General features: G+C 71.1%; 24 protein-coding genes and 1 pseudogene. 11 read left to right on the top strand and 14 right to left on the bottom strand.

From position 1 onward, the window contains the following. Window positions 1-50 precede the first annotated feature (50 nt). Window positions 51-2,324: an RNA degradosome polyphosphate kinase gene (locus tag ACK4UM_RS10560; protein ID WP_409798541.1), complete on the top strand. Its 2,274-nt coding sequence runs from the start codon at window positions 51-53 to the stop codon at window positions 2,322-2,324. A gap of 21 nt (window positions 2,325-2,345) precedes the next feature. Further along, window positions 2,346-3,881: an exopolyphosphatase gene (ppx, locus tag ACK4UM_RS10555; RefSeq protein WP_409798539.1), complete on the top strand. Its 1,536-nt coding sequence runs from the start codon at window positions 2,346-2,348 to the stop codon at window positions 3,879-3,881. 301 nt (window positions 3,882-4,182) lie between these two features. On the opposite strand, the gene ACK4UM_RS10550 is transcribed toward ppx, so the two are convergent. Further along, complete coding sequence (locus tag ACK4UM_RS10550) at window positions 4,183-4,596, bottom strand: aconitase X swivel domain-containing protein (protein WP_409798537.1); 414 nt, start codon at window positions 4,594-4,596, stop codon at window positions 4,183-4,185. Next, complete coding sequence (locus tag ACK4UM_RS10545; RefSeq protein WP_409798535.1) at window positions 4,593-5,843, bottom strand: aconitase X; 1,251 nt, start codon at window positions 5,841-5,843, stop codon at window positions 4,593-4,595. The genes ACK4UM_RS10550 and ACK4UM_RS10545 overlap by 4 nt, the downstream gene beginning before the upstream one ends. A 122-nt stretch (window positions 5,844-5,965) precedes the next feature. Here ACK4UM_RS10545 and ACK4UM_RS10540 point away from each other — a divergent pair, with 122 nt between their 5' ends. Continuing rightward, the gene (locus ACK4UM_RS10540; protein WP_409798533.1) at window positions 5,966-6,352 is read left to right on the top strand and encodes a hypothetical protein; all 387 of its coding nucleotides are present in this window, start codon (window positions 5,966-5,968) and stop codon (window positions 6,350-6,352) included. A 2-nt stretch (window positions 6,353-6,354) separates the two neighbouring features. Beyond that, entirely contained in the window at window positions 6,355-6,576 is a 222-nt protein-coding gene (locus tag ACK4UM_RS10535) for a hypothetical protein (RefSeq protein ID WP_409798531.1), read from the top strand. Window positions 6,577-6,583: 7 nt separating this feature from the next. On the opposite strand, the gene ACK4UM_RS10530 is transcribed toward ACK4UM_RS10535, so the two are convergent. Then, window positions 6,584-8,323, bottom strand: coding sequence for an EAL domain-containing protein (locus ACK4UM_RS10530; RefSeq protein WP_409798529.1), 1,740 nt, complete (start codon window positions 8,321-8,323; stop codon window positions 6,584-6,586). Between the two features lie 201 nt (window positions 8,324-8,524). On the opposite strand from ACK4UM_RS10530, the gene ACK4UM_RS10525 reads away from it, so the two are divergent. Further along, entirely contained in the window at window positions 8,525-8,743 is a 219-nt protein-coding gene (locus tag ACK4UM_RS10525; protein ID WP_409798527.1) for a heavy-metal-associated domain-containing protein, read from the top strand. 7 nt (window positions 8,744-8,750) lie between these two features. On the opposite strand, the gene ACK4UM_RS10520 is transcribed toward ACK4UM_RS10525, so the two are convergent. Both ACK4UM_RS10520 and ACK4UM_RS10515 read right to left on the bottom strand, forming a co-directional pair. Then, complete coding sequence (locus tag ACK4UM_RS10520) at window positions 8,751-10,046, bottom strand: amidase (RefSeq protein WP_409798525.1); 1,296 nt, start codon at window positions 10,044-10,046, stop codon at window positions 8,751-8,753. 115 nt (window positions 10,047-10,161) lie between these two features. Further along, window positions 10,162-10,521 (bottom strand): DUF2293 domain-containing protein, encoded by a 360-nt coding sequence (locus tag ACK4UM_RS10515; protein WP_409798523.1) that lies wholly within the window; start codon window positions 10,519-10,521, stop codon window positions 10,162-10,164. A 155-nt stretch (window positions 10,522-10,676) separates the two neighbouring features. Here ACK4UM_RS10515 and ACK4UM_RS10510 point away from each other — a divergent pair, with 155 nt between their 5' ends. Beyond that, complete coding sequence (locus ACK4UM_RS10510) at window positions 10,677-11,177, top strand: DUF427 domain-containing protein (protein ID WP_409798521.1); 501 nt, start codon at window positions 10,677-10,679, stop codon at window positions 11,175-11,177. A gap of 29 nt (window positions 11,178-11,206) precedes the next feature. Here ACK4UM_RS10510 and ACK4UM_RS10505 read toward each other — a convergent pair whose 3' ends face one another. Both ACK4UM_RS10505 and ACK4UM_RS10500 read right to left on the bottom strand, forming a co-directional pair. Then, the gene (locus tag ACK4UM_RS10505; protein WP_409798519.1) at window positions 11,207-12,172 is read right to left on the bottom strand and encodes a hypothetical protein; all 966 of its coding nucleotides are present in this window, start codon (window positions 12,170-12,172) and stop codon (window positions 11,207-11,209) included. Between the two features lie 120 nt (window positions 12,173-12,292). Next, window positions 12,293-13,408, bottom strand: a complete 1,116-nt coding sequence (locus ACK4UM_RS10500) for a DUF2336 domain-containing protein (protein ID WP_409798517.1) — start codon at window positions 13,406-13,408, stop codon at window positions 12,293-12,295. A gap of 123 nt (window positions 13,409-13,531) precedes the next feature. Between ACK4UM_RS10500 and thpR the strand changes: the two genes are divergently transcribed. Further along, the gene (gene thpR / locus ACK4UM_RS10495; protein ID WP_409798515.1) at window positions 13,532-14,071 is read left to right on the top strand and encodes an RNA 2',3'-cyclic phosphodiesterase; all 540 of its coding nucleotides are present in this window, start codon (window positions 13,532-13,534) and stop codon (window positions 14,069-14,071) included. Window positions 14,072-14,359: 288 nt separating this feature from the next. Here the strand turns inward: thpR and fabI are convergent, their stop codons facing one another. Both fabI and ACK4UM_RS10485 read right to left on the bottom strand, forming a co-directional pair. Further along, entirely contained in the window at window positions 14,360-15,151 is a 792-nt protein-coding gene (fabI, locus tag ACK4UM_RS10490) for an enoyl-ACP reductase FabI (RefSeq protein WP_409798565.1), read from the bottom strand. Between the two features lie 75 nt (window positions 15,152-15,226). Further along, window positions 15,227-15,655, bottom strand: a pseudogene (locus ACK4UM_RS10485) (MaoC/PaaZ C-terminal domain-containing protein); the annotation flags it as partial. A 471-nt stretch (window positions 15,656-16,126) separates the two neighbouring features. On the opposite strand from ACK4UM_RS10485, the gene ACK4UM_RS10480 reads away from it, so the two are divergent. The 3 genes from ACK4UM_RS10480 (at window position 16,127) to ACK4UM_RS10470 (ending at window position 19,453) form a co-directional block, all read left to right on the top strand. Next, on the top strand, window positions 16,127-16,465 hold the full coding sequence (locus ACK4UM_RS10480) for a P-II family nitrogen regulator (RefSeq protein ID WP_409798513.1): 339 nt from the start codon (window positions 16,127-16,129) through the stop codon (window positions 16,463-16,465). A 38-nt stretch (window positions 16,466-16,503) separates the two neighbouring features. After that, on the top strand, window positions 16,504-17,865 hold the full coding sequence (locus ACK4UM_RS10475) for an ammonium transporter (RefSeq protein WP_409798510.1): 1,362 nt from the start codon (window positions 16,504-16,506) through the stop codon (window positions 17,863-17,865). 580 nt (window positions 17,866-18,445) lie between these two features. After that, a complete protein-coding gene (locus ACK4UM_RS10470; RefSeq protein ID WP_409798508.1) occupies window positions 18,446-19,453 on the top strand; it encodes a MaoC family dehydratase in 1,008 nt (335 codons plus the stop codon). A gap of 16 nt (window positions 19,454-19,469) precedes the next feature. Here the strand turns inward: ACK4UM_RS10470 and ccoS are convergent, their stop codons facing one another. The 5 genes from ccoS to cobD all read right to left on the bottom strand — a co-directional run bounded on the left by ccoS (window position 19,470) and on the right by cobD (window position 25,067). Continuing rightward, window positions 19,470-19,637: a cbb3-type cytochrome oxidase assembly protein CcoS gene (ccoS, locus tag ACK4UM_RS10465; protein ID WP_409798506.1), complete on the bottom strand. Its 168-nt coding sequence runs from the start codon at window positions 19,635-19,637 to the stop codon at window positions 19,470-19,472. Further along, window positions 19,634-21,910: a heavy metal translocating P-type ATPase gene (locus ACK4UM_RS10460; protein ID WP_409798504.1), complete on the bottom strand. Its 2,277-nt coding sequence runs from the start codon at window positions 21,908-21,910 to the stop codon at window positions 19,634-19,636. The genes ccoS and ACK4UM_RS10460 overlap by 4 nt, the downstream gene beginning before the upstream one ends. Window positions 21,911-21,931: 21 nt before the next feature. Beyond that, the gene (locus tag ACK4UM_RS10455; protein WP_409798502.1) at window positions 21,932-22,453 is read right to left on the bottom strand and encodes a FixH family protein; all 522 of its coding nucleotides are present in this window, start codon (window positions 22,451-22,453) and stop codon (window positions 21,932-21,934) included. 16 nt (window positions 22,454-22,469) lie between these two features. Next, window positions 22,470-23,945, bottom strand: a complete 1,476-nt coding sequence (gene ccoG / locus ACK4UM_RS10450; protein WP_409798500.1) for a cytochrome c oxidase accessory protein CcoG — start codon at window positions 23,943-23,945, stop codon at window positions 22,470-22,472. A 72-nt stretch (window positions 23,946-24,017) separates the two neighbouring features. Next, window positions 24,018-25,067, bottom strand: coding sequence for a threonine-phosphate decarboxylase CobD (gene cobD / locus ACK4UM_RS10445; RefSeq protein ID WP_409798498.1), 1,050 nt, complete (start codon window positions 25,065-25,067; stop codon window positions 24,018-24,020). A gap of 17 nt (window positions 25,068-25,084) precedes the next feature. Here cobD and cbiB point away from each other — a divergent pair, with 17 nt between their 5' ends. Then, window positions 25,085-26,065, top strand: coding sequence for an adenosylcobinamide-phosphate synthase CbiB (gene cbiB / locus ACK4UM_RS10440; RefSeq protein WP_409798496.1), 981 nt, complete (start codon window positions 25,085-25,087; stop codon window positions 26,063-26,065). Window positions 26,066-26,067: the final 2 nt, after the last annotated feature.

Raw genomic sequence — 26,067 nt, 5'->3', positions numbered from 1 at the left:
GACTTCCTCCCGTCACCGAGACCCTCTATCCTTCGCAGCACGAGGAGCGCATGACGAGCCGAACCAGACCACGCTCCGTCCGGAAGCCGAAGGAGGAGGCCTTGCGGGCGAATATCAGTCGCGAGGAAGCCGAGGCGATCGCGACGGTCGAGAGCCCGCCCGCCGTCCAGAAGGGCGAACCGCCCGAGGGCGCGGATCTGCGGGGCACGCCGCACCGGTTCGTCAACCGGGAGCTGTCCTGGCTGCAGTTCAACCGGCGGGTGCTCGAGGAGGCCGAGAATGCCGGCCATCCGCTGCTCGAGCGGCTGCGCTTCCTGTCGATCTCCGCGAACAATCTCGACGAGTTCTTCATGGTCCGCGTCGCGGGCCTGAAGGGTCAGGTGCGCTCGAACGTCTCGGCGGTCAGCCAGGACGGGCTCACGCCCTCCGAGCAGCTCGCGCGGATCGCGCAGGAGGTGTCGGTGCTGGCGAGCGACCAGCAGGCCCGCTGGCGGGCGCTCCTGCCCGAGCTCGTCGCCGAGGGCATCGAGACCGTCGGCGCCGGCGATCTCGACGAGGCCGAGCGCGGTTGGCTCGAGGACCATTTCCTCGCCTACGTCTTCCCGATCCTCACCCCGCTCGCGATCGACCCCGCCCATCCGTTCCCCTTCATCCCCAATCTCGGGCTATCGCTCGCGCTCAAATTGCGGCGCCAGAGCGACGGGCGGCTGCTCAACGCGCTCATCCGCCTGCCGGTGAAGATCGACCGCTTCATCAAGCTGCCGGACAACGGCGCGGGCACGCAACGCTTCATCGCGCTCGAACAGGCGATCGTGATGCATACGGGCCGGCTCTTCCCCGGCTATGCGATCGTCGGCCAGGGCTCCTTCCGCGTCATCCGCGACAGCGATCTCGAAATCGAGGAGGAGGCGGAGGATCTCGTGCGCGTCTTCGAGACGGCGCTCAAGCAGCGCCGCCGCGGCAGCGTGATCCGGCTCGAGGTCGAGGCGGCGATGGACGACGACCTCGCGCAATTCGTCGCCGACGAACTCGACGTCGCGGCCGACGAGATCTTCCAGGTCGACGGCATGCTCGCCCTCGTCGACCTCTCGCAGATCGTCTCGCTCGAGCGGCCCGACCTCAAGTTCAAGCCCTACACCCCCCGCTTTCCCGAGCGCATCCGCGAATGCGGCGGCGACGCTTTCGCCGCAATCCGCGAGAAGGACATCATCGTCCACCACCCCTACGAGAGCTTCGATTCCGTCGTCGGCTTCCTCAGCCAGGCCGCGCGGGACCCGAACGTGGTGGCGATCAAGCAGACGCTCTACCGCACCTCCTCGCAATCGCCGATCGTGGCCGCCCTCGCCGAAGCGGCCGAAGCCGGCAAGTCGGTCACCGCCCTCGTCGAGCTGAAGGCGCGCTTCGACGAGGAGGCGAACATCCGCTGGGCGCGCGATCTGGAGCGCGCGGGCGCGCAGGTCGTGTTCGGCTTCATCGAGCTCAAGACGCACGCAAAGCTCTCGATGGTGGTCCGCCGCGAGGGCTCGCACCTCGTCACCTATTGCCATATCGGCACGGGCAATTACCACCCGATCACGGCGCGCATCTACACCGACCTGTCCTTCTTCACCGCCGATCCCGTGATCGCGCGCGACGTCGCGCGGGTGTTCAACTTCGTCACCGGCTATGCGGAGCCGGCCGAGCTCGAGCGCATGGCGGTCTCGCCCTCCACCGCCAAGAAGCGCCTCCTCGGCCACATCGCCGAGGAGATCGCGCACGCGCAGGCGGGGCGGCCGGCGGCGATCTGGGGCAAGTGCAACGCCCTCGTCGACCAGGAGATCATCGACGCCTTCTACGACGCCTCCGCGGCCGGCGTGCAGATCGACCTCGTGGTGCGCGGCATCTGCTGCCTGCGGCCGGGGATCGCGGGTCTGTCCGAGAACATCCGCGTGAAGTCGATCGTCGGGCGCTTCCTCGAGCACTCGCGCGTCTACGCCTTCGGCAACGGCCACGGCTTGCCCTCGCCGCAGGCCCACGTCTACATCTCCTCGGCGGATCTGATGCAGCGCAATCTCGACCGACGGGTCGAAGCGCTCCTGCCGATCCTCAACCCGACGGTGCACCAGCAGGTCCTCGATCAGATCATGCTCGCCAATCTCCTCGACAACCAGCAGAGCTGGCGCGTGCTGGGCAACGGCGCGAGCGAGCGCATCGTGCCGGGCGAGGGGGAGGAACCCTTCAACGCGCACAAATATTTCATGACCAATCCCAGCCTGTCGGGCCGGGGCAAGTCCTTGAAGACGTCGAGCCCGCGGCCGCTGCCACGGCGCGGCCGACGCGGCTGAGCTCGAGCCCGGGAGCGTTCCTTGGATCTCGCCACCAGAAAGTCGCCCGGCCGCGTCGCTGCCCCCGGCCGCCTCGAGGTCGGACGTCCGATCGCGATCGTCGACATCGGCTCGAACTCGGTGCGCCTCGTGGTCTACGAGGGCCTCACCCGCGCGCCGATGCCGATCTACAACGAGAAGGTCCTGTGCGGCCTCGGCCGGAACGTCGTCTCGACGGGGCGGCTCGACGAGGAGGCGGTCGCCCGCGCGCTGAAGGCGCTCGCGCGCTTCAAGATCCTGTGCGAGACGATCCGCGTCGGCGAGACGCTCGTCCTCGCCACCGCCGCCGCGCGCGACGCGCAGAACGGGCCGGATTTCCTCGCCCGCGCGGAGGAGATCGTCGGGCGGCCGATCGAGCTCCTCTCCGGCGCGCGCGAGGCGCAGCTCTCCGCGCTCGGCGTCCTCTCGGGCTTCCACCGGCCGGACGGGATCGTCGGCGATCTCGGCGGCGGCTCGCTCGAGCTCGTGGAAGTCGAGGGCACGACGATCGGCCAGGGCGTGACCCTTCCGCTCGGCGGGCTCGCGCTGCAGGACCTCTCGGACGGCAGCCCCAAGAAGGCGCAGCGCCTCGTCCGCGAGGCCCTGCCGCGCGCGCCCCAGCTCGCCAAGCTGAAGGGTCGCACCTTCTACGCGGTCGGCGGCACCTGGCGGAACCTCGCGCGCCTGCACATGGCCGAGAAGGCCTATCCCTTGCGCGTCATGCACGATTACCGCATCGACCCCGCCGACGGCATCGCCTTCCTCGAAATGGTCGAGCGCACGCCCGCTGCGGCGCTCAAGGAGATCGACGCCGTCTCCGACGCCCGCCGACCGCTCCTCGTCTACGGCGCGATCGTGCTCGAGGAGATCATCCGCCTCGGGCGGCCGAAGAGCGTCGCGATCTCCGCGCTCGGCGTGCGCGAGGGCATCCTCTACGAGCGGCTCGACGACGAGTTGAAGCCCCTCGATCCGCTGATCACCGCGTCCGGCGATTTCAACCTCCTGCGCGCCCGATCGCCGGGGCACGGGGACGAGCTGATCGCCTGGTCGGACCGCTTCTTCGAGACCTCGCGCATCGCCGAGACGCCGGACGAGTGCCGGCTGCGCCATGCCGCCTGCCTCCTCGCCGACATCGGCTGGCGCGCCCATCCCGATTATCGCGGCGAGCAGAGCCTCAACCTGATCGCGAACGGCGCCTTCGTCGCGCTCGACCATCCCGGCCGCGCCTTCCTGGCGCTGTCGAGCTATTTTCGCCACGAGGGCCTCTCGGTGGAGAAGGCGTCCGCGCAGCTCAAGGGGCTTGCGACGCCGCGCCTGATCGAGCTCGCGCGCATCCTCGGCGGGCTCTTCCGCGTCGCCTATCCGATCTCGGTGGCGATGGAGGGCGTGCTGCCGAAGACGGCCTTGATCGTCAAGGGCGGCAAGATCGTGCTGTCTCTCCCCGACGACATGGCCGACCTCGCCGGCGAGCGCCTCACCGGCCGCCTCAAGCAGCTCGGCCGCGTGCTCGAGATGGATACGCGCATTCAGATCGGGTGAGCTCCCTCTCCTGGACCTCGGGGTTTCACGACCATACGAAGGTTGTCATCCCAGGCCGCGAAGCGGACCCGGGACCCATACCCACAACGATCGTCCGAGCGCGCATGCCGCGCTCGCTCCGCCCCCTTTCGGCATCGATCGTGGGCGAAACGCAGCCTACAGGCTGCGACTGACACGTCGTGGATATAGGTCCCGGATCGCCTTCGGCGTCCGGGATGACACCCCAGAGAGAGATTTCCGCATTTTCGGGGCAAGAAGAAAGAATGGAAACCCTGGGATCTCCAGGCATTCCGCTCACCCCCTACCCCACCCCGCCGATCCGCCCCTCCCCCTCCTCCCTCGCCTCGATCGCGAGCCGCGCGGCCCCCATCGGCACGCTCGCGATCTCCGCCACCACGATCGGCGGCGCCGGCCAGCCCATCTCGCGGGCGACGAGGCAGCCGACGACGAGGATCGCGTCGGCGGCGCCGAGCACGATGCCGGCGGGGGCGAGGCCTTCGCGGATCAGTTCGAGCAGGACGGAGGAGGACGACGACGAGCCGATCGGCGCGGGCACGACGAGAATGCTGCCGGCGACGCTCGCCCCCTCCTGCGGGTGTCCGCGCGCGATCACCCGCCCGCTCGCGGGGTCGATGCCGCCCCAGAAGCTCAAGGGGGCGGCGAGCGCGAGGACGGGGCCCTCCGCCGCGCCGGGGAAGAGGACGCGCACGCTCATCGCCACAGCTCCTCGTCGCGCACGACGCGCCCCGATACCGCGCTCTCCACGCAATCGCCGAGCGAGCCGTAGAGCGTCTCCCAGCCGGTATTGCCCGGCGCGTAATGCGCGAACTTGCCCGAATTCGTCATCAGGACCCCGCTCGCGCCCGACAGGATCGGCGTCACCACGATGCAGGTATCGACGACGAAGGTGATGCCCGCCTCCTCGAGCGCGGCGCGCGCGCCGGTCTCGTCGAGCGCCGCGATCACGTGACGGCCGGTATTGACGTAGAAGGGCACCGCGACGCGCCGCCCGGCGAGCCGGCGCAGGAGCGCCGCGCATTCGTCGGCGGAGGCGTGCGGGCTGCCGATCGCGACCGCGTCGATCCGCTCGACCCCCGCGCCCGCGCTCGACAGCCGCGCCCGCGCCTCGAGGAGGGCCGCGGCGTCGAGGACGATCCGGGGGAGATCGGGGAAGCCGTGCGCGTCCCATTCGCGCGCCTCCGGCGTCACCCCCGCGACGTGGAAGAGGCCGACCGCGCCGCTCGAGGCCGCGGCCGCGCCGAGCGCCTTCAGGTCGTCCTCGCCGCAGGCGCCGTCGAGACCGACGAGGAGCGCGACGTCGGAGCCGACGCGCCGCCCGAGCCAGGCGCCGAGGACGGGGAAGAAGGCGCTCTCGCGCCGCAGCCGGGCGGAGAGCGCGGTGAGGTCGACGACGAGGCTCGGCCGGCGGTTCTCCGGGAGATGCAGGCCCGTCAGCGGCGCGCGGCCGACGAGGGCGCAGGCGATATCGAGGAAGTCGCCGTAGCGGTTCGTGCGCGCTCCGAGCACCGAATTGCAGAAGGCGACCGCGTTCGATTCGCCCCAGGCGACATCCGTCCCGGCCCGCGGGCGGTGCCCCGCCTGGTAGGGCGCGCAGGTCCAGGTCGGCCGGCAGCCGAGCGCTTCGTAGGCACGCATCAGGCGCTTGGCCATGTCGCGCTGATGGGCGGGCAGGCGCACGTTGCCCGGGCGCATCAGATCGAGCGCGCCGACATTGAGGCTCGCCGGCACCGCCACGCGCCCGCCCTCCGCGACGAGCCGCTCGGCGAACAGGACGCCCGAATCGCCGTGGTAGAGCGCGCCGTCGATATGCGCGGAGGCGACCGGGATCAGGCGGGGCGCGCCCAGGAGCCGCCCCGTCTCCGAGACGAGGCGCATGGCGAGCGCGGCGGCCTCCCCCTGCGCGCCCGCGGCGATAGCGCGCTCCTGCGCGGTCAGATCCATGATCGGGCCTCCTCTTGCGCCCATCGATCGCCCATCGCGGCCGCATCGGCAAGGGGGCTTGCCGGAACGTGGCCTTGCTCCGGCGCGTTTGCCCTCCGACACGAAACACGAGGAGAGACGATATGCCGGGCGACAGCCACGATCCCCGCACGACGGAGGAGAAGGCCCGCGCCGATCTCAAGCGCAACGCCGAGATGGGCATGGCGCCGAAGCAGAGCCCGCTGACCCGCGAGCCCTCGGTGACCGACGCCACCTTCGGCGCCAATACCGGCCGCCCTCCGGAGGCGATCCGCCAGGAGGAGGCAGCGAATCCGACGCGCACGGACGAGGGCGGCCGGGGCACGCGTCCGGGCGAGCCGAACGATCCGACGCGGGGCGGCTACCACCACGCCGATACGCGCATGGGCCATTCCCATTCCGACAAGGTCGGCGATTTCGAGCGGACGATCACCAACAGCGACGATCCGAACGAGGGCCTGCCGGATCGGTTGAAGAACCAGGAGCGGTAAAAATGAGCAACGACAAGAGCGAGATGCAGAAGAACGCCGAGAAGGCGCTCGAACTGAAGAAGAAGAACGATCCGCATCCCAACATCCCCGAGCACCGCACGGCCGGCGAGGGCATGCAGCCCCACGATCCGCCCGAGCGCCCGGTCTCCGGCGCCCTCGACGCGGAGGGATTCGAGCCCGGCTTGAGCCGTGGTCAGGGCGTGCGGCGCTCGGACAAGGGGTGAGGTCGGCTCAGATCGCCCGCCGCAGCACCGAGCGATAGGGCACGCGCGGCTCGGCGCGGGAGGCGGCGCCGGTCCCGGTCGTCGCGGTGGGGCCGTTGCCGGGCCGCCCCCCCGATCCGGGCGCGCCCTCCCCCGCGGCCTCGGTGCGTCGCGAGGGCGAGGGCGGCTCGGCGCCGCCGCCGCGATTGGGCGGCGGATCGCGCGGCGGGCCGCCGACGACGTCCGGCCGCACCGCGCGCGGGGCGCCGAACACCGAGCCCTGGCCGAGGGGCACGTCGAGATCGATGAGGTCCGGCACGTCCTCCTCGCGCTCGACCCCGTCGGCGACGAGGCGGATGCCGGCCCGGCCGAGCGTCGCGGAGAGGTCGGCGACGGCGATGTCGAGCCCGCTCGCGCGGCTCTCCGCCTCGGCGATCAGGAGCCGGGCGGGCAGCTTGACGTAGCGCACCCCGCGATCGGCGAGCCCCATCGGGTCGACCCGAAGATCGCTTGCCCGATCCATCACGAACACGATCCCGCGCGCCCGCAGAGCCGCGAGCGCGCCGGCGGTCTCCGCGTCGAGCATGCGCCAGGAGCGCTGCGAGACCTCGAAGGCGAGCTTGCCGGCCACGTCCGGATAGGCCTCGACGAGGCGCAGGAGCGTGCGCAAGAAGCCCGGCGTCTCGAGCGAGTCCTGCGCGAGATTCACGGTCACGAACGCGTCCGAGCCGCGGGCGAGGAGGTGTCGCGCGATCGCGGCCGCACGCGCGGCGACCTTGCCGTCGAGCTCCGCCGCGACGCCCGCCCGCTCGATCGCGGGCATGAACTCGCCATGGCCGATCAGCGTCTCTCCGTCGAGCCGAAGGCGCGCAAGCGCCTCGTAGAAGCGCGTCTTGCGCTGGGGCAGCGACACGATCGGCTGCAGGTGGATCTCGATCCGGTCCGCGCGCAACGCCTCGACGATCGCACGCATGCGCGCCGGATCGACGTCCTCGCGCGGCGCGGGCATGGGCGCTGGCGCGGGCGGCGGCGCGGGCGGCGGCGCCGGCTCGGGTTGCTCGACGATCGGCATGAATCGGAACGGCACCGGCGCGGGCTCCGTCCGCTCGCGCGGCGGGGGCTCGGGCGGACGCGCCTGCGGAGGCGGCGCTTCGTAGCGAGGGTCCCGATAAACCGGCTCCTCGTAGCGCGGCTCCTCGTAGCGCGGCGCCTCGTAACGGGGCGCCTCGTCACGAGGCGACTCGTAACGGGGCTCTTCGAAGCGCGGCTCTTCGAACCGCGGTTCGGGCGCGCGGGCGCGCTCCTCCTCGATGGTGGCGAGGCTGCGATCGTGGCTCGCGACCATGGCGGCGAGGTCGCGCAGGAGCCCGCTGATCAGCGCGATCTCGCCGGTGACCTCGGCGAGGATCTGGCGGTTCTCCTCCTCGGTCTCGGACGGACCGGCTGCGCGGGGTTGCTTGCGCTCGGCCTCGGCGAGGCGCGATTCGACGCGCAGCAGCCGGCGAGCCAGGAAATCGAGATCGTCGGCGGCCTTTTCAGCGGCGGCCCGACCCCGCGCGGCGACGATCAGCCCGCCGCCGCCGAGCACGAGCGCGCCGATGGCGCCGCCGGCGATCAGGGCGATGGCGAGGCCGGCGCCGGCGAGGAGGCTCGCGACGAGCGCGCCGACGAAGCCGAGCGCCGCCGCCCCGACCACCGCGTGGACGAGCCCCGGGCGCACGCGCGCCGCCTTCCTGCCTGCCTCCGCGTTGGTCTCCCGACGGGCCAACCGTCACACTCCGCTCGCGACACGATTTCGCCAGTTTTGGCCGACGTTCCGTCCCCCCACAAGGCCGCGAGCGCAACAGCTTGTGAGAAAGTACGGATGCCGCAAGGGAATCGCCTCCGGCCCGATCAGGGCGAGCCCCGACTTGCGGGCTCGCGCGGGCGGGTCCACATGCTGCATTCGGTTTTGCGGGAGCGATGCGCGATGAGCGAGCGGCACGAGGTTCTGATGCAGGTCGAGGGCATGGCCTGCGAGGGGTGCGTCAAGGCGGTGACGCGGATCGTCCAGGGCGTCGACCCGCGGGCGGAGGTCGCGGTCGACCTCGCCCACAAGCGCGCCCGCATCCTCACGAGCGCGGACACGCTCGAGATCGCGGCCGCCCTCGACAAGGGCGGCTACGAGGCGAGCGCGATGACGATGTGAGCGCGGCTCACGCCCCCGTCACCACGCCCTCGATCCCCGCCCCGATCGCGAGCACGGCCGCGTCCGTGCCGCCGCGGCCCATCAGCATGAAACCCGCCGGGCGCGGCGTGTCCGGCATCGGCAGCGACAGGCCGGTCAGCGCGAAGAGATTGCCGAAGGTCGTGTTGCGCAGCATCGTGAGGTTGGCCCTCATGAAGGCCTCGTCGTCGGCTTCGAGCGGCGCGATCTGCGGCGCCGTGATCGCGGTCGTCGGCAACACGAGGCCGTCGAGCGGGGCGAGCCGGTCGTCGAGCGCGGCGATCAGGCCCTCGCGGCGCCGCAGCAGCCGGATGTAGTGCGCGGCCGAGAAGCCCGCGCCGCGCCGGATGCGCGCGAGCACGTTGCGATCGTAATCGGCGGCGCGCGCTTCGAGCTGGTCGGCATGCACGGCCGCCGCCTCGATGGCGACGAGGGGTGCGACCGCCATCGCCTCGTTCATCGCGCCGACCAGATCCTCGATGTCGATCTCGACGATCCGCGCGCCTGCCGCGCCGAGCCGGGAGAGCGTCGCCTCGAAGGCGCTCTCGACGACGTCCTCGAGCCCGCTCGTGAGGAGCCCGCGCGGCACGCCGAGCCGCAGGCCGGCGACCGGGCGCGGCGCGAGCGGGCGGGGCTCCTCCCCCGCCAGGATCGCGTCCGTCGCCGCGCAATCCGCGACGCTGCGCGCGAGCGGTCCGATCGAATCGAGCGTGTACGAGAGAGCATAGGCGCCCGTCGTCGGCACGCGCCCGCAGGACGGCTTGAAGCCGACGACGCCGTTGAGCGCGGCGGGGATGCGCACCGAGCCGCCGGTATCGGTCCCGATCGCGATCTCGGCCGAGCCCTCCCCGACGCTCACGCCCGCACCCGACGAGGAGCCGCCCGGCACGCGGGTCGGGTCGGCGGCGTTGCCGGGGGTGCCGTAATGGGGGTTGATGCCGATGCCGGAGAAGGCGAATTCCGACATGTTCGTCTTGCCGAGGATCACCGCGCCGGCCCGGCGCAGGCGCGCGACGATCGGCGCGTCCGCAGCCGCGGGAGCCGCCTCGCGCAGGATCTTCGAGCCGGCGGAGGTCGGCTCTCCGGCGACGTCGAACAGGTCCTTGATCGAGACGATGCGCCCGTCGAGCGGGCCGAGGCTCACGCCCACCCGGCGCCGCTCGTCTGCGGCGTCGGCGGCGACGCGCGCGGCTTGCCTGTAGAGCTTCGTGTAGACGCGCTCGTCGCCGGCACGGGCTTCGAGGCGGGAGAGCACGCTCTCCAGACGGTCGCGGACGCTCGACAAATCGGGACTCCTCTCGGGGATCGCGCGGGGCCTCGCGCGCCCCCGATGCGGCCACGCGCGGGCGCCACCGTCAAGCGGCGTCCGCGCAAAGGCCCGATCGCGACGGAGCGCGCGCTCAGGCCTCCCCGCCTTCGTCGAGCGCGCGGCGGCAGCCCCAGGCGACGAGGATGTCGGTCATCCGGTCGGCGACGAAGAAGCGGGCGCTGTCGCGATCGTAGCCTTCGGCGAGGAGGGCGTCGTAATCCGTCAGCACGTGGCGGACGTAGGCGGTGAGCGAGAGCCAGGCGGCGGTCTCGGGCGTCGCGCGCGCGAGAGACGGGTTGTCGCAGGCGTGGTCGAGCACGGCCTCCCGCTCGAAATCGGGGATGCGCGGCGCGAGGCGGTCGAGCGCGCCGCCGATGCGCTGGCGTGTCCCGCTCAAGGCGCCGGGCACCGGGTAGGCCGATCTGCAGGACGTCGATGGTGCAAAAGCCATGGCCGCATTTCCTCCCTCGCCCCCGAGTGCCATGAGAGGCGGGAGCATGGGCGGACGCAACGAGCATCGACGCACGCCGGAGCGTGCGCAGATGCTTCGGAACCAAAACGACGCGAGCGCACCTGGCCGCGCTTCGCCGAGGAGGAGGACGAAGGATGTTGCCGAGGCCCAGGCCGATACCCCCCGGCCCCGGACAGGAGAGCGTCTGGGACTATCCGCGCCCAGCCCGCTGCGAGCCGACGAGCGCGCATGTCGAGATCGTGTTCGGCGGACGCACGATCGCGTCCTCGCGCGCGGCCTACCGCGTTCTCGAGACGAGCCATCCGCCCTCCTATTACCTGCCGCCGGGCGATTGCGACACGGACGCCTTCGTCTCCACGATGGGCGGTTCTCTGTGCGAATGGAAGGGGCAGGCGGTTTATTTCGACGTCCTCGCGGGTGGAAAGCGTGCCCCGCGCGCCGCCTGGGCCTATCCGCGCCCGACGCCGGAATTCGCCGCGATGGCGGGCTACATCGCCGTCTATCCCGGCCTGATGGATGCCTGCTTCGTCGACGGCGAGCGCGTGGTGCCGCAGGAGGGCGGCTTCTACGGCGGCTGGATCACCTCGAAGGTGGTCGGTCCGTTCAAGGGGCCGCCGGGGACGCGGTTCTGGTGAGGGAGGAAGCAATGTAGGAAGCGGGGACTTCAATCTGTACCGTACACCGCCGCATCGAAAAGTTCCTTGTTTTGAAACCAGTAATCAAGTAACGACTTCGCCGCTGCGTACGCTGCTTTCACTCGATCATCGATAACCGAATGCCCGTCGGCGATCGTGAATGGGAGAAGATCGCCTCTGCGTATAGCCGATGAGCGCTTGTTACTAATCAACCGGCCTGGCACGTGCGTCCCCCGGAGGGATCTCTCGAGAGTCGCAAACGGCACGTTCTTTACCGCCAGGTCCACTTCACCGACATGCCCCTTGAAATCGACCCTCAGGTATGGCGGCATCCCGCTCGTCCGGGGTGCGATGTAGACGCTTTTCGGATATCGGACCTGAGGAGGCAGGAAGTACCCTGGGAACTCTCGCTCGAGCATGCGGTAGACGGCCTCCCACCACTCAGCCACGTATGGCTCGACTTCAAGAGTCCGGGCGTCCCGTCCTCGGGCGGTCCGGATCGGCAGCGCCGCCTCCAGAAAGCACGCGCGGTATTCCGATCTGAGCGATGGCGACAAGTCTCTCAAAGCGGCAGCGGCCTCCTCAAAGGTGATGTAAACGATTTCTTCAACCTTCTGTTGAGAAGCAACGTAGCTCGCGGGTGCGAAGAGAACGATCGCGTAGCCGACAATCTCCCCTCGCTCCACCTCGGCACGCGCACGGCGAGCGTATCGGCCGAGTTGGTCCGGCATCATCGCCGCCGTAATCTTGTCCTCCACGAACATTCTAAATGTGCCGCCGGATTCGGTTGCGAAACAGGCGATCAGATCCGCCTCACTTCCATCCTCCACAACGGAGACGCGCGTGCGCAACGCGGGTGTCCTGAGCTTCGGCGGGCCAGCCGCGCGCTCGGCAAACCACGAAGCAAAAGCGGGATTCGTGCGAAGCTCTTCCGCCAACAAGAGATCGATGTCCCGCTCTTCGAAACGATGAATCTGGCAAACTTGGTCAGCCATTGATACGTCCCACCGCCTTACCCAGCGTCGCACTTCCCGAAGCGAGCTGTAGCGTGGCCGATGTCGCAGAGGGGCATAAGCTCGGCCGATTGCGTACGATCGGCGCAGCCTGGGAGAAGCTCAGCGGGAAGGGGACGTCCCGCCGCGCCCGAACCGCTCGCGCGTGGTGGCGAAGCGCAGGACGCGCTTGGCGCTGTCGATCGAGAGCCGCTCGAAGCTCTCGAACGCCGCGCGCGTGAGCTCGACGGGCGGCGTGCGGCCCGCCTTCTGGGCGAGGAAGAGCTTGAGCGTCGCCCAGTTGAAGCCCACCGCGCGCACCACGAAGAGCAGGCCCTCGTAATCGGGCGCGTGATAGGCGCTCGCGACCATCTCGAGCGGCAGCTTGCCGACCTGGGCGAGGCCCGCGAGCGCGTCCTCGACGCGGCCGGCCTTCACCCATTCGATCACGTCGCGCTCCTCGATCGGGCGGGTGCGGGCGCGGTCGCGCACGAAGGCGGCGGAGGCGGAGAGGTCGAGATGGGCGACGCGGGCGCCATCCGTGCGCACCATCGCGGCGGCGAGATCCTCGACGACGGCGTCGATCGCCCGCTCCATGCGCGAGCCGAGCTCGTCCTTGAGCGTCTCACGGACCCGCTCGCGGGCGACGGCGACGAGGCGTCCGACCTGCTCGGGCGACAGCGTGCGGCGCGCTTCGAGCACGGCCTGCAGCGTCTCGTCGGCGCGGGCGCGCTCGACGAGCTCGGCGAAGCCGCGCGCCGAGAAGACGGCGCCGTCGTTGCCGGCGACGCTGCGATCGACGGGCGGGTCGGCGCGCGCGATCAGCGCGTCCGTCACGCGTTCGGACAGACGGGCCCGGCGCGCGAGCGCGAGGAGGTGCTCGCGCCCCTTCTCCCGGGCGATGGCGACGAGGTCGTCCTCGTCGAGCCGCGGGGAGCGTTCGAGCACGGGGGCGGCGACGCGGGCGTCGTCGTCGAAGGCGAGCGCGCGCACCACCCGGCGCGGCGCCATCGCCTCCTCGGCGAGCGCCTCCGACAGATCAAGGCGGGCGCGGAATTCGAGATTGCGCGACAGCCGGAGGATCACCTCGTCGAAGGCGTCCGCATGGCTCTCGTCGATCGAGGCGGATTTCTCCAAGAAGAGGTTCGTCACCTTGCGCAGGACCGCCGTGCGGCGGCGTTGGTCCGCGCAGGACACGATCTCGTCGATCTCTTCGATGACGCTCAGCAGGGCCGGCATCGCACGCCTTTTCACAAATGCACTGGAAAAATCGCATCGAATGTCTTGAAGAAACGTGAAATCGTCGGCGAATCATGCGGGCGTCGCGCGCATACGAGTTGTGCAGACGAGAGGAGACGCATCATGCCCCGGCTGTTCGTGGGGCTCGAGCTGCCCGAGCCTGTCGCCGAGACGCTCTCCGGCCTCGCCGGAGGCCTCGAGGGCGCCCGCTTCGTGGCGCGGGAGGATCTGCACGTCACGCTCCGCTTCGTCGGCGACGTCGACGGCGACGTGGCGGACGACCTCTACGCCGCCCTCGCGGAGCGGCGCCCGCGCGAGCCGATCGCGCTCGCGATCGACGCCCTCGCGAGCTTCGGGGGCGACAAGCCGCATGCGCTCATCGCGACTCTGCCCGCCGATCGCGAACTCGCCGATCTGCAAAGCGAGGTCGAGCGGCTCGCGCGCCGCGCCGGGCTCGCGCCCGAGACGCGCAAATTCGTGCCGCACGTGACGCTCGCGCGCATGCGCGGCGTCGACGCACGCGCCGTCGCGGCCTGGATCGCCGTCCGAGAACCGCTGCCGCCGCTGCGTTTCGCCGTCGACCGCATCGCGGTGTTCTCGGCCAAACCCGGCACCGGCGGCGGACCGTACGTCGTCGAGGCGGCTTATCCGCTCGCGGAGTGAGGAGGACGGCGCCGCTCTGCTTCACCTCGGCGTTCGTGAATCGTTCGGAGGTTGTCATCGCGGGCCGCGAAGCGGACCCGGGACCCATAACCTCGACGACAACCCCGAGCGCGCATGCCGCGCTCGTTCCGCTACCGTCGGGCAGCTATCGTCGGAGAAACGCAGCCTACAGGCTGCGACTGATGCGTTGCGGGTATGGGTCCCGGATCGCCTTCGGCGTCCGGGATGACACCGCAACGAAAGATTTTCAAACTCCCAAGGGAAGGAGAGCGCGGGCCCGCTCCCGCCTCACCCCATCACGTGCGCGCCTCCGTCGACCGGGATCACCGTTCCCGTGATCCGCCGTGCGGCGTCCGAGACGAGGAAGCGGGCGAGCGCGCCGACGTCGTCGATATCGGCGAGGTGGTGCTGCGGCGCCTTCTCGGCGGCGGCGGCGAGGAGGGCGTCGAACCGGTCGATGCCGCTCGCCGCGCGCGTGCGGATCGGCCCCGGCGAGAGGGCGTGCGCGCGGATGCCCTTCGGGCCGAGCTCGGCGGCGAGATAGCGGACCGAGCTCTCGAGCGCGGCCTTGACCGGCCCCATGAGATTGTAGCGGTCGACCACGCGTTCGGAGCCGTAGAAGGTCACCGTGAGCAGCGTCCCGCCGGCTTGCATGAGGGGCTCGGCGAGACGCGCCATGCGGATGAAGGAATGGCAGGAGACGTCCATCGCGAGCCCGAACCCGGCCGCGGAGGCGTCGACCACGCGGCCGTGCAGGTCCTCGCGCGGGGCGAAGGCGATCGCGTGCAGCACGAAATCGAGCCGCCCCCAGCGCGCGCGGATCGCCTCGAAGACGGCTTCGAGCTGCCCCTCCTCGCGCACGTCGCAGGGCAGGAAGAGGTCGGCGCCGAGGGCCTGCGCGCAGGGCTCGACATGCGGCCGCGCCTTCTCGTTCAGATAGGTCAGCGCGAGGTCGGCCCCGGCCGCCCGGAAGGCGCGCGCGCAGCCATGGGCGATCGATTGGTCGTTGGCGATGCCGACGACGAGCCCCTTCTTGCCGGCGAGATCGAAGGGATCGGGCCCGCCCTCGTGGAGGCTCACCGAGGGCAGGTGCGGGCGGGGCACGACGAGGCTCTGCGTCGGCGCGATCACCTCGGCCGTGCCGGTCACGACGTTCTCGCCGTGCTGGTTCACGCAGACGCACGCGAACACGCACACGGCCTTCTCCGCGCGCTTCTCCACGAGCCGCACCCGCGTCGTGATCGCGTCGCCGACCTTCACCGGGCGCCGGAAACGCAGGTCCTGGCCGAGATAGATCGTGCCCGGCCCCGGGAGCCGCGTGCCGAGCACCGCCGAGATCAGCCCGCCCGCCCACATGCCGTGCGCGACGATGTCGTGGAAGAGGTCGCTCGCCGCGAATGCCGGGTCGAGATGGGCCGGGTTCACGTCGCCCGACACGATGGCGAAGAGCGCGATGTCGCGTCCCGTCAGGACGCGCGTGACCTGCGCCTCCTCGCCGATCGCGAGTTCGTCGAAGGTGCGGTTTCTCAGGAGCGCGTCCGCGCGCGCCGCGTCCGGCTCCCGTCGGCTCGTCTCGTCCGTCATCCCGCGTCTCCTTCTTCCCCGACAGCCGGCCTAGCGGCCCGTCGTGACGGGACCACGACGGGCGCGCATCCGTGCTCGTGCGGATGCCCTGGCGAAAGATCGCGGGCGAGCGGGGCACGAGGTGCATCGGCGAGGGCCACGGAATCTGCTCGCTTTGCAGGCAGGCGAGGCGCTCCGCATCGTTATTGCCTGTGCTTTGTGCATTCTGCTCGATCGCGCGCCGTTCCACCGGCCTGAACCAGCGGTCAGCCGGGTCGCGCATCAGGAGAAACACGCATGGCCGAGCCGAGGCGCAGCCATGGGCGCGGGGCTCTCGCTTTCGCGTCGCAACAATTTATTCACCCAACCCCCCGGTCTTGGCACGCCCTTTGATTGGGAGCCGCCCGACACCCGACGGGTCCGCTCGCGGCCCCGGGTTCGCGCAACCGGTCGACAGGCGTCGAGCAGGTCGGCATGCAAGGGGGCTTGCCCATGAAGATCGTGATGGCTGTGATCAAGCCGTTCAAGCTCGAGGAGGTGCGCGACGCGCTCACCGCTCTCGGCGTGCACGGCCTGACCGTCACCGAGGTCAAAGGTTACGGTCGGCAGAAGGGACACACGGAGATCTATCGCGGCGCCGAATACGCCGTGAGCTTCCTGCCGAAGATCAAGATCGAGGTCGCGGTCTCCGCCGATCTCGTCGCGCCCGCCGTCGAGGCGATCGCGGCTGCCGCCCGCACCGGCCAGATCGGCGACGGCAAGATCTTCGTCATGCCGCTGGAGAAGGCGGTCCGGATCCGCACCGGCGAGACCGACGCGGACGCGCTCTGACGCGCCCGCTCGCCCCGAACCATCGCAGGAGTTTTCGCATGTCGTCTTCCATCCTGACTCGGGCGATCGGCGCGACCGCCGCCCTCGCGATCCTCGCCACGGCGGCCGTCGCCCAGGACGTCGTTCCGGGCGCCGAGGTCGTCGAGGAGGCCGTCGAGGTCGCCGCGTCGACCGCCGTGCCGGCCGACGGCCAGTTCGTCTTCAACACGCTCCTCTTCCTCATCGGCGGCTTCCTCGTGATGTGGATGGCCGCGGGCTTCGCCATGCTCGAGGCCGGCATGGTGCGCTCGAAGAACGTCTCCATGCAGTGCCTGAAGAACATCGCCCTCTATTCGATCGCGGGCCTGATGTTCTGGGTGATCGGCTACAACCTCATGTACGAGGGCGTCGGCGGCGGCTTCTTCGGCACGCCGATCCCGAAGGACATTCCCGATCCGGCGCTCGACACGGGCGATTACGCCGCGGCTTCCGACTGGTTCTTCCAGATGGTGTTCGCCGCGACCACCGCCTCGATCGTGTCCGGCACCATCGCCGAGCGCACGAAGCTGTGGCCGTTCCTCATCTTCGTCGCGATCCTGACGGGCGTGCTCTACCCGATCACCGGCTCCTGGCAGTGGGGCGAGGGCTGGCTCTACGAGATGGGCTTCTCCGATTTCGCCGGCTCGACGCTGGTGCACTCGGTCGGCGGCTGGGCGGCGCTCACCGGCGCGCTCATCATCGGCGCGCGTGCCGACAAGTACTCGGCGGAAGGCCGCGTCAACCCGCTGCCGGGTTCCTCGATGCCGCTCGCCACGCTCGGCACCTTCATCCTGTGGCTCGGCTGGTTCGGCTTCAACGGCGGCTCGCAGCTCGCGATGGGCACGATCGAGGACGCCTCGTCCGTCGCCCGCATCTTCGTCAACACCAACCTCGCCGCGGCGGCGGGCGTCGTCACCGCGATGCTGCTCTGCCAGGCGATCTACAAGAAGGTCGACCTGACCATCGCGCTCAACGGCGCGCTCGCGGGCCTCGTCGCGATCACCGCCGAGCCGCTGGCGCCGTCCGTGCCGGTCGCGATCTTCGTCGGCGCGATCGGCGGCGCGATCGTGGTCTTCGCGGTGCCGCTCCTCGACAAGCTGAAGATCGACGACGTGGTCGGCGCGATCCCGGTCCACCTCTTCGCCGGCATCTGGGGCACGATGGCGGTTCCGATCTCGAACGCCGACACGTATTTCAGCGTGCAGGCGATCGGCGTTCTCGCCTACGGCGCCTTCACGGTCGTCGCGTCCGCCATCGTCTGGTACGCGCTGAAGCTCACGATGGGCGTGCGCGTCTCCAAGGAAGAGGAGCGCGTCGGCCTCGACAAGCACGAGGTCGGTGTGGAGGCCTATCCCGAGTTCGCCGGCGCCGGCCGCGCCTGATCCGAACCGGAATTGCAAACATCGAGCCGCCGCCCCCCCCCGGGCGCGGCGTTTTCCGTTCATCCCTCCCCGCAGGGGAGGGTGGCCCCTGGAGCGAAAGCGACAGGGGTCGGGTGGGGCCCGTGGCTCGACGCGAATTCTCCACCCGGGCCCCACCCGGCCTTTCTCGGCTATCGCCTCGCAAGTCCACCCTCCCCTACGGGGAGGGATTTCGCGCCCCTCCCTCCCCGTAGGGGAGGGTGGCCCCTGGAGCGGAGCGACAGGGGTCGGGTGGGGCCCGACACTTGGAGGATAATCCTCCACCCGGGCCCCACCCGGCCTTTCTCGGCTTCGCCTCGCAAGTCCACCCTCCCCTCCGGGGAGGGATGCGCGCGCCCCTCCCTCCCCGCAGGGGAGGGTGGCCCCTGGAGCGAAGCGACAGGGGTCGGGTGGGGCCCGGCGCATGAAGGAAAATCTCTATCCGGCCACGCTCGCTCCCCTCGCGTGTCCACCCTCCCCTCCGGGAGGGATTCCGCGCACTCCCCGGCGCCCTCCTCTTCGCCTAAGGTCGCCGCCGGACACCAGACGAGGCGAGCGCGCGATGGGAAGCGAGACATCCGATCTCCATTTCGAGGATTTCCGGCCCGGCGATCGGCTCTCCTACGAGCCGCGCCCGGTGAGCCGCGCGGAGATCGTCGCCTTCGCGCGCGAGTTCGACCCGCAGGGCTTCCATCTCGACGAGGAGGCGGGGCGGGCGAGCATGGCGGGCGGGCTGATCGCGTCGGGCTGGCATACCTGCGCGCTCCTGATGCGCATGCTCTCCGACGGCTTCATCCTGCGCGCCGCCTCGATGGGCTCGCCGGGCATCGAGGAGGTGCGCTGGCGGGCGCCGCTGCGGCCCGGCGCCGTCCTCTCGGGCGGCCACGAGGTGCTCGAGACCCGCGCCTCGCGCTCGCGGCCCGATCGCGGCCTCGTGCGCTTCCGCTTCCACCTCGACGACGATGCCGGCACCCGCATCCTCGAGCAGACGAACTGGATCCTCTTCGCCCGCCGCGGCGCCGAGCCGCCGGCACCGAGCGTGCCGCACGCCCCCGCCGATCGCGTGCCCGCCCCCTCCCCCGCCGCGCCGCTCCTGCCCTTCGAGGCGCTCGTTCCCGGCGAGCGCGTCGTTCTGGGCGCGCGCCGCTTCGAGGCGGACGAGATCGTCGCCTATGCGCGGCAATTCGATCCGCAACCCTTTCACGTCGATCCCGATGCGGCGGCCGCGAGCCATTTCGGCAAGCTCTGCGCGTCGGGCTGGCATACGGGCGCCGGCTGGATGCGGGCGATGGTCGATCATCGCACCCGCGCCGCCGAGGCCGCGCGCGAAGCGGGCCTGCACGTTCCGGCGCTCGGCCCCTCGCCTGGCTTCCGCAATCTCGCCTGGACGCGGCCCGTCTATGCCGGCGACGTGATCACCTACGCCTCCACCATCACCCAGACCCGCCCGAGCGGCTCGCGCCCGGGCTGGGGGCTCGTGTTTCAGCGCAACGAGGGCGTCAACCAGCACGGCGAGACGGTCTTCGCCTTCGACGGGGTGGTGCTCTGGGAGGGGGCAAGCGCAGGCTGAGCGCGCCGCCGAATTCTCACCGATCGGGCTCGCGGCCCTCCGGCAGATCGTCGTCGTCGAGGACGCGCAAAGCCGCGCCCTCGAGATCCTCGTATTGGCCCGTGCGCATCGACCAGAGGAAGGCGGCGAGGCCGAGGAAGCCGAGGCCGAGCGCGACCGGCAGGAGATAGACGAGCACGTTCACGGGCGCACCTCCTTCAGACGTGGCGCGGGCGCCGGTGCCGCGCGGGCGGGCGTCGGCGCCGGGGCGGAGCCGCCCTGCGCGCGCAGCGCGTTCACCGTCACGATCACCGACGAGCCGGACATCGCGAGCGCCGCGATCAACGGCGTGACGAAGCCCGCGACCGCGATCGGCACGGCGATCAGATTGTAGATCGTCGAGATCCAGAGATTCTCGCGCATGATCCGAAGCGCCCGCCGGGACAGGCGCACCGCCTCCGACACCGGCGCGAGGCGCTCGCCGAGCACGATCGCGTCGGCGCAGGTCTGCGCGATGTGCGAGGCCGAGATCGGCGAGAGCGAGGCGTGAGCGGCGGCGAGCGCGGGCGCGTCGTTGAGGCCGTCGCCGACCATCAGCACGTGCCGCCCCTGCGCCTTCAGGGCCTCGATGATCGCCGTCTTGTCGGCGGGCTTGGCGCCGGCGTGCCAATCGGCGATCCCGACGGCGGAGGCCGCGCGCGCGACGGGGCCCGCGCGATCGCCCGAGACGATCATCACGTGCAGGCCCTGCGCCTTCAGGGCGGCGACGGTCTCGGCCGCGTCGACCTTGAGCGTCTGGCGCAACGTCACGACCGCGACGCGGTCGCCGCGACGGATCGCGATCGCGGTCGCGTCCGGGTCTTCCGCGAGCGCGATCGCGGCCTCGATCTCGGCCCCGCAGAAGGCGGGCGATCCGAGCCGCAGACGGGTGCCGTCGACCATCGCCTCGACCCCCTGCCCCGGCTCCTCGCGCGCGTCGGCGAGCGCGCTCGTGTCGAGCCCCTCGCGCGACAGGGACAGGCCGAGCGCCTTGGCGAGGGGGTGGCTCGAGGTCTGGGCGAGGCGGGCGGCGTCGCGCAGGAGATCGTCGGGGAGCCCCGCGCGGTTGGCGATGCGCGCCTCGGGGGTCGTGAGCGTGCCGGTCTTGTCGAGGACGACCGTGTCGCAGGCCGCGATCCGCTCGATGCCGTCGCCCGCCCCGACGAGAACCCCCGCCTTGAACAGCGCTCCCGAAACGACGACCTGCACCGCCGGCACGGCGAGGCCGAGCGCGCAGGGGCAGGTGATGATGAGCACCGCCACCGCCGTGATCACCGCGAAATGGACGTCCGCCCCCCACAGCACCCAGCCGATCGCGGTCAGGAGCGCCGTCGCGTGGACGACGGGGGAATAGAGCTGGGCGGCGCGGTCGGCGATGCGGACATAGGCCGATTTCTGCACGAGCGCGGCGTCGAGGAGCTTGTTGACCTCGGCGACGAGCGAGCTCTCGGCGGCGGCGGTCGCGCGCACCACGAGCGCGCCCGTCACGTTGAGCGTGCCCGAATGGACCTGGGCGCCGCGCGCCACGGGCTCGCGCGCCGTCTCGCCGGTGACGAGGCTCGCATCGACCTCCGAGGCGCCCTCCTCCACGATGCCGTCGATCGCGATCCGATCGCCGGGGCGCACCGCGACGCGGTCCCCCGCCTTGATCGCGAGGACCGGGACCTCGGTGATGCCGCCATCGGCATCGACGCGCCGCGCCGTGTCGCCGCGCAGCGCGATGAGATTGCCCGCGACCGCGCGGGTGCGCTTGCGCATCGCCTGATCGAGCACGCGCCCGGCGAGCAGGAACGCGAGCAGCATCACGGCCGAATCGAAATAGGCGTGGGTCGCCGAATGCAGCGTCTCGTAGACGGAGATGCCCACCGCCAGGGTCACGCCGATCGAGATCGGCACGTCCATGCCGAGCGCGCGCGCCTTGATCGAGCGGATCGCCGAGCGGAAGAAGGGCTGGCCGGAATAGGCGACCGTCGGGATCGCGATGAGCGCCGAGATCCAGTGGAAGAGGTCGCGCGTCTCCGAATCGATGTCGGACACGTTGCCCGACCAGATCGACACCGAGAGCAGCATGATGTTCATGGTCGCGAAGGCCGCGACGCCGAGGCGCTTCAGCAGGTCCTTCGTCTCGGCCGCCTCGATCTCCTCCTCGCGCGAGGTCGTGAAGGGATAGGCGCGGTAGCCGAGCCGCTCGAGCCGCTCGACGACGGGCGTCGGGTCCACGGCCTGTCCGTCGAGGGTCAGGCGCAGGCGGCGCATCGAATAATTGAGGCGTGCCGTCGCGAGCCCGGGCAGGCCGGCGACGCCCTCCTCGATCTCGCGGATGCAGGCGGCGCAGGTGATGCCGTCGATGGCGAGATCGAGCTGGCCGCGGCCGTCCTGGCCGGGCGTGACGAAGGCGGAATAATCGACGCGGTCGGAAGCGGCGGGGGAAGCGCTCACGAGACGGGGTGTCCTTGGCTGTCAGTCGACGAGGATGCGATTGCGGGAGCGGAAGACGGGAATCCCGTCCTGCTCGAGCACGGTGACGAGATCCCAGCGGCCGGGCGCCGGATCGCCGGCGAAGACGACCTCGTAGGTGCCGTAGGCGGTCTCGACGACGCTGCCCGACGCGTCGAGCTGCGCGTTCGCGGGCGCGGCGAGGCGGGCGGTGCCGACGAGGCCGGCGATCGGGGCGCCGGCCGCATCGCGGACCGTGTAGGTCGCGTGCACGGCGCCGTCCGCGCCGCGGCCGACATGGGCTTCGACCGCCCAACCGCGCGACCGCTGCGCGGCCACCGCCGCGAGCTCGGCGTTGAAGGTCTGGCTGCGCTGATACGAGCTCGCCGTCTCCAGGCCACGGAAGGTCGTGGCGGCGATCTTCACGAGGAAGAAGTTCATCGCGAAGATCACGCCGAAGAAGGCGAGGAAGATCAACAGGACCTTGCGGCCGGTCAGCGGCTTGCCGCCGGGGACGTAATCGGAAGACGAGGCGGGGGAGGACATCGTCCGGTTGCTCCTGTCAATTCGCCGGCATCATGAAGTGGTCGCGCACGAAGGCGCTCTCGCCCTCCGGCGCGGCGAGCGTGAAGACGATCTCGCGCGAGGCGGGGCCGTCGGTGCCGCGCGGCACCGTGACGAGGACGCGCAGCTCGCGGGTCCGCGCCGGGCCGACCGCGACGGAGAGAGACTGCGCGGAGACGTTCTCCGCGCCGACCGCCTCCACGAAGCCCGCCGGCAGTCCGTCCAGCGAGAGCGTGAACACGCGCTCCTCGAGCGCCTTGTTGGCGAGGCGTACCGTGTAGGCGTTGCGGATCGAGCCGTCGGAGAGCTGCACGAAGAGCGGGTTGCGGTCGTGCAGAGCCGCGACGTCGAGCGTCGAGCGGGTGGCGAGGTGGAAGGCCATGAAGGCGGAGATGCCGAGGATCAGCACGACGTAGAGGATGGTGCGCGCGCGCACGATCTTCGGCTTCTCCTCGGGCTCGCCGGCGAGGCGACGCTCGAGATTGTACTCCGAATCGTAGCCGATGAGCCCCTGCGGCCGGCCGATCTTGTCCATGACGTTGTTGCAGGCGTCGATGCACAGGCCGCACTGCACGCAGCCGAGCTGCAGCCCGTCGCGGATGTCGACGCCCGTCGGGCAGACCGCGACGCACTGGTTGCAGTCGACGCAATCGCCGACCTTCTCGCCCGTCTCCCGCAAGGCGACGCTCTTCTTGAGCGAGACGCGCGGCTCGCCGCGATCGACCTTGTAGGTGACGTTGAGCGCGTGCTCGTCCGTCAGCGCCGCCTGGATGCGCGGCCAGGGGCACATGTAGGTGCAGACCTGCTCGCGCAGGAAGCCCGCGAGCGCGTAGGTCGTGAAGGTGAGGATGCCGATCCAGATGTAGGCGATGAGGGGCGCCTGCAGGGTCGCGAGCTGCCACACCAGGGTCGGCGCGTCGGCGAAATAGAGCACCCAGGCGCCGCCGGTCCACCAGGCGATCATCAGCCAGACGAAGTGCTTGCCGCCGGTACGGGCGATGCGGTTGCCGGTCCAGCGGCCCTGGTAGAGCTTCGTGCGCTCGCGCCGATCGCCCTCGAAGAAGCGCTCGACGGCGAGGAAGAGGTCCGTCCAGACCGTCTGCGGGCACAGATAGCCGCACCAGACGCGGCCCGCGAGCGCGTTCATGAGGAAGAGCACGAAGGCGGCGAGCACGAGGAGGCCGGTGAGGTAATAGACCTCCTGCGGCCAGATCTCGATGAAGAAGAAATAGAAGCGCCGCGCCGGGAAATCGATCAGCACCGCCTGGTCGGGCGCGTTCGGCCCCCGATCCCAGCGCACGAAGGGCAGGAGATAGTACACGCCGAGCGTGAGCACGAGCACCGCCCACTTGATCGAGCGGTAGCGGCCCTTCACGCTCTGCACGAAGAGCTGGCGCCGCTTCTCGTAGAGAGGCGCCTCGATGGGGATCTCGTCGGTCGTGCTGCCGGGCTTCGGTGCTGCCGTGTCGGCCATGGCTGGGGGACTCGCCTGTTCGCGCCTGACCGGACCCTAATCGCGAAGGCCGTCCTCCCGCGTTGATCGGGATCAATGGCGAGGCTTCTCCCCGCGAACGGAATGTCGCAGGTGTGGGGGGGGCCCTTGGAAGGCGAGCGCCGCCTCCAGCCGTGCCCACGCCTCCTCGCCCGCCGGCAGGCCGAATCGCAGGAGGCTCGGATCGTGCCCGAAGCGGCGGACATAGATGCCGGCGCGGCCCAGTCGGGCGAAGAGGGCCGGCGCGTCCTCGCTCGCGAGGAGCCGGTAGAGCCGCGTCCCGCGCATCGGCGCGCGCGCGTGCGGGGCGAGGAGCGCGTCGAGCCGGCCGGCGTCGGCGGCGCGGGCGGCGGCGGCACGCGCGCGCCAGTCGCGATCGGCGAGCGCGACGGCGCCGATCGCGCAAGCCGGCCCGGAGACCGCCCAGGGCCCCATCAGCGCCCGCATGCGTGCGACGAGCGCGCCCCCCTCCCCCGCCCCGCCGAGCGCGAAGCCGAGCCGCAGGCCGGCGAGCCCGTAGGTCTTGCCGAAGGAGCGCAGCACGATCCCATCGTCGGGGAGCTGCGGGCAGAGGCTCGCGCCGGGCTCCAGATCCGCGAAGGCCTCGTCGACGACGAGGAGGCCGGCATGCGTCTGCGCGAAGGCATGAAGCGTCGCGGGCGCGACCAGGCGGCCGTCGGGATTATTCGGGTTGACGAGAACGACCACGTCCGCCCCCTCCGCGGCGGCGAGATCGGCGACCTCCGTGACGCGGTGCCCGCCCGCCCGCCAGGCGGCGGCATGCTCGGCATAGGTCGGGCCCAGGATCGCGACGCGCCGGGGGGGCAGCAGGCTCGGCAGGAGGCCGATCAGGATCTGGGTGCCCGGGGCGGCGAGCACGTCGACCCCCTCCACCGCCCCGAAGGCCCCGCGCGCCACCGCCTCGAGCGCGGCCTGCGCGCCGGGCTCGGGCAGGCGCGTCCACAGATCCGGGGAGAGCGGCGGCAGCGGGTAGGGAACGGGGTTGATTCCGGTCGAGAGGTCGATCCATGGTTCGGGCGCGCGCGGAAAGAGCCGTCGCGCCGCGCCGAGTGAGCCCCCGTGCCAGATCCCCTCCCCGTCCATCGTTCCTCCCGCCCCGCATGATCGAGACCGCGCTCGCCGTCCTCGTCCTCGCCCTCGCGATCGAGGCGGCGGTCGGCTATCCGACGCGTCTGTACAACCTCGTGGGCCATCCCGTCACCTGGATGGGCGCGCTGATCGCAGCGCTCGATCGCAGCCTCAACCGCGAGAGCGCCTCGTTCGCCGCGCGGCGAACGGCCGGCGTGGCGGCTCTGATGGCGCTCCTCGTGGCGACGGGCGCCGTGGCGCTCGCGCTCGCCGCGGTGCTGACGCCGCTCGGCCTCCTCGGCAAGGTCGTCCTCGCGCTCCTCGCCTCGAGCCTCCTCGCACAGCGCAGCCTCGACGAGCATGTCGCCGCGGTGGCGGACGGCCTCGAGAGGGACGGGCTCGCGGGCGGGCGGCGGGCGGTCGCGATGATCGTCGGCCGCAATCCCGAGACCCTCGACGAGGCGGGCGTGGCGCGCGCGGCGATCGAGAGCCTCTCGGAGAACTTCTCCGACGGCATCGTCGCGCCGGCCTTCTGGATCGGAATCGGCGGGCTTCCCGGCGGCGCGCTCTACAAGGCGACCAACACGGCCGACAGCATGATCGGCCACCGCACCCCGCGCCACGAGGCCTTCGGCTGGGCGGCCGCGCGGCTCGACGACGTCGTCAACCTCCCCGCCTCGCGGCTCACGGGCTGCCTGATCGTCGCCGCCGCGGCTCTGCATCCGAAGGCGGACGCCCGCGCGGCGTGGAGGGCGATGCGGCGCGACGCGCGCCGCCACCGCTCGCCCAATGCCGGCTGGCCGGAAGCGGCGATGGCGGGCGCGCTCGGACTGCGGCTCGCCGGCCCGCGCGTCTACGGAAACATCCGCGTCGACGACGCTTACATGGGAGACGGGCGCGCGGAGGCGGGCGCGGGCGACATCCGCCGGGCGCTCGCCCTCTACCGCATCGCCTGCGGCCTCCTGTTCGGCCTCGCCGCCCTCGCCCTCTCGATCGCGCTCCTCGTCGCCTGACC

The organism is Salinarimonas sp. (assembly GCF_046292825.1).
Lineage (GTDB): Bacteria > Pseudomonadota > Alphaproteobacteria > Rhizobiales > Beijerinckiaceae > Salinarimonas.
Note: the sequence above shows the minus strand (reverse complement) of the source record. Positions and strands in the feature narration are given on the sequence as shown.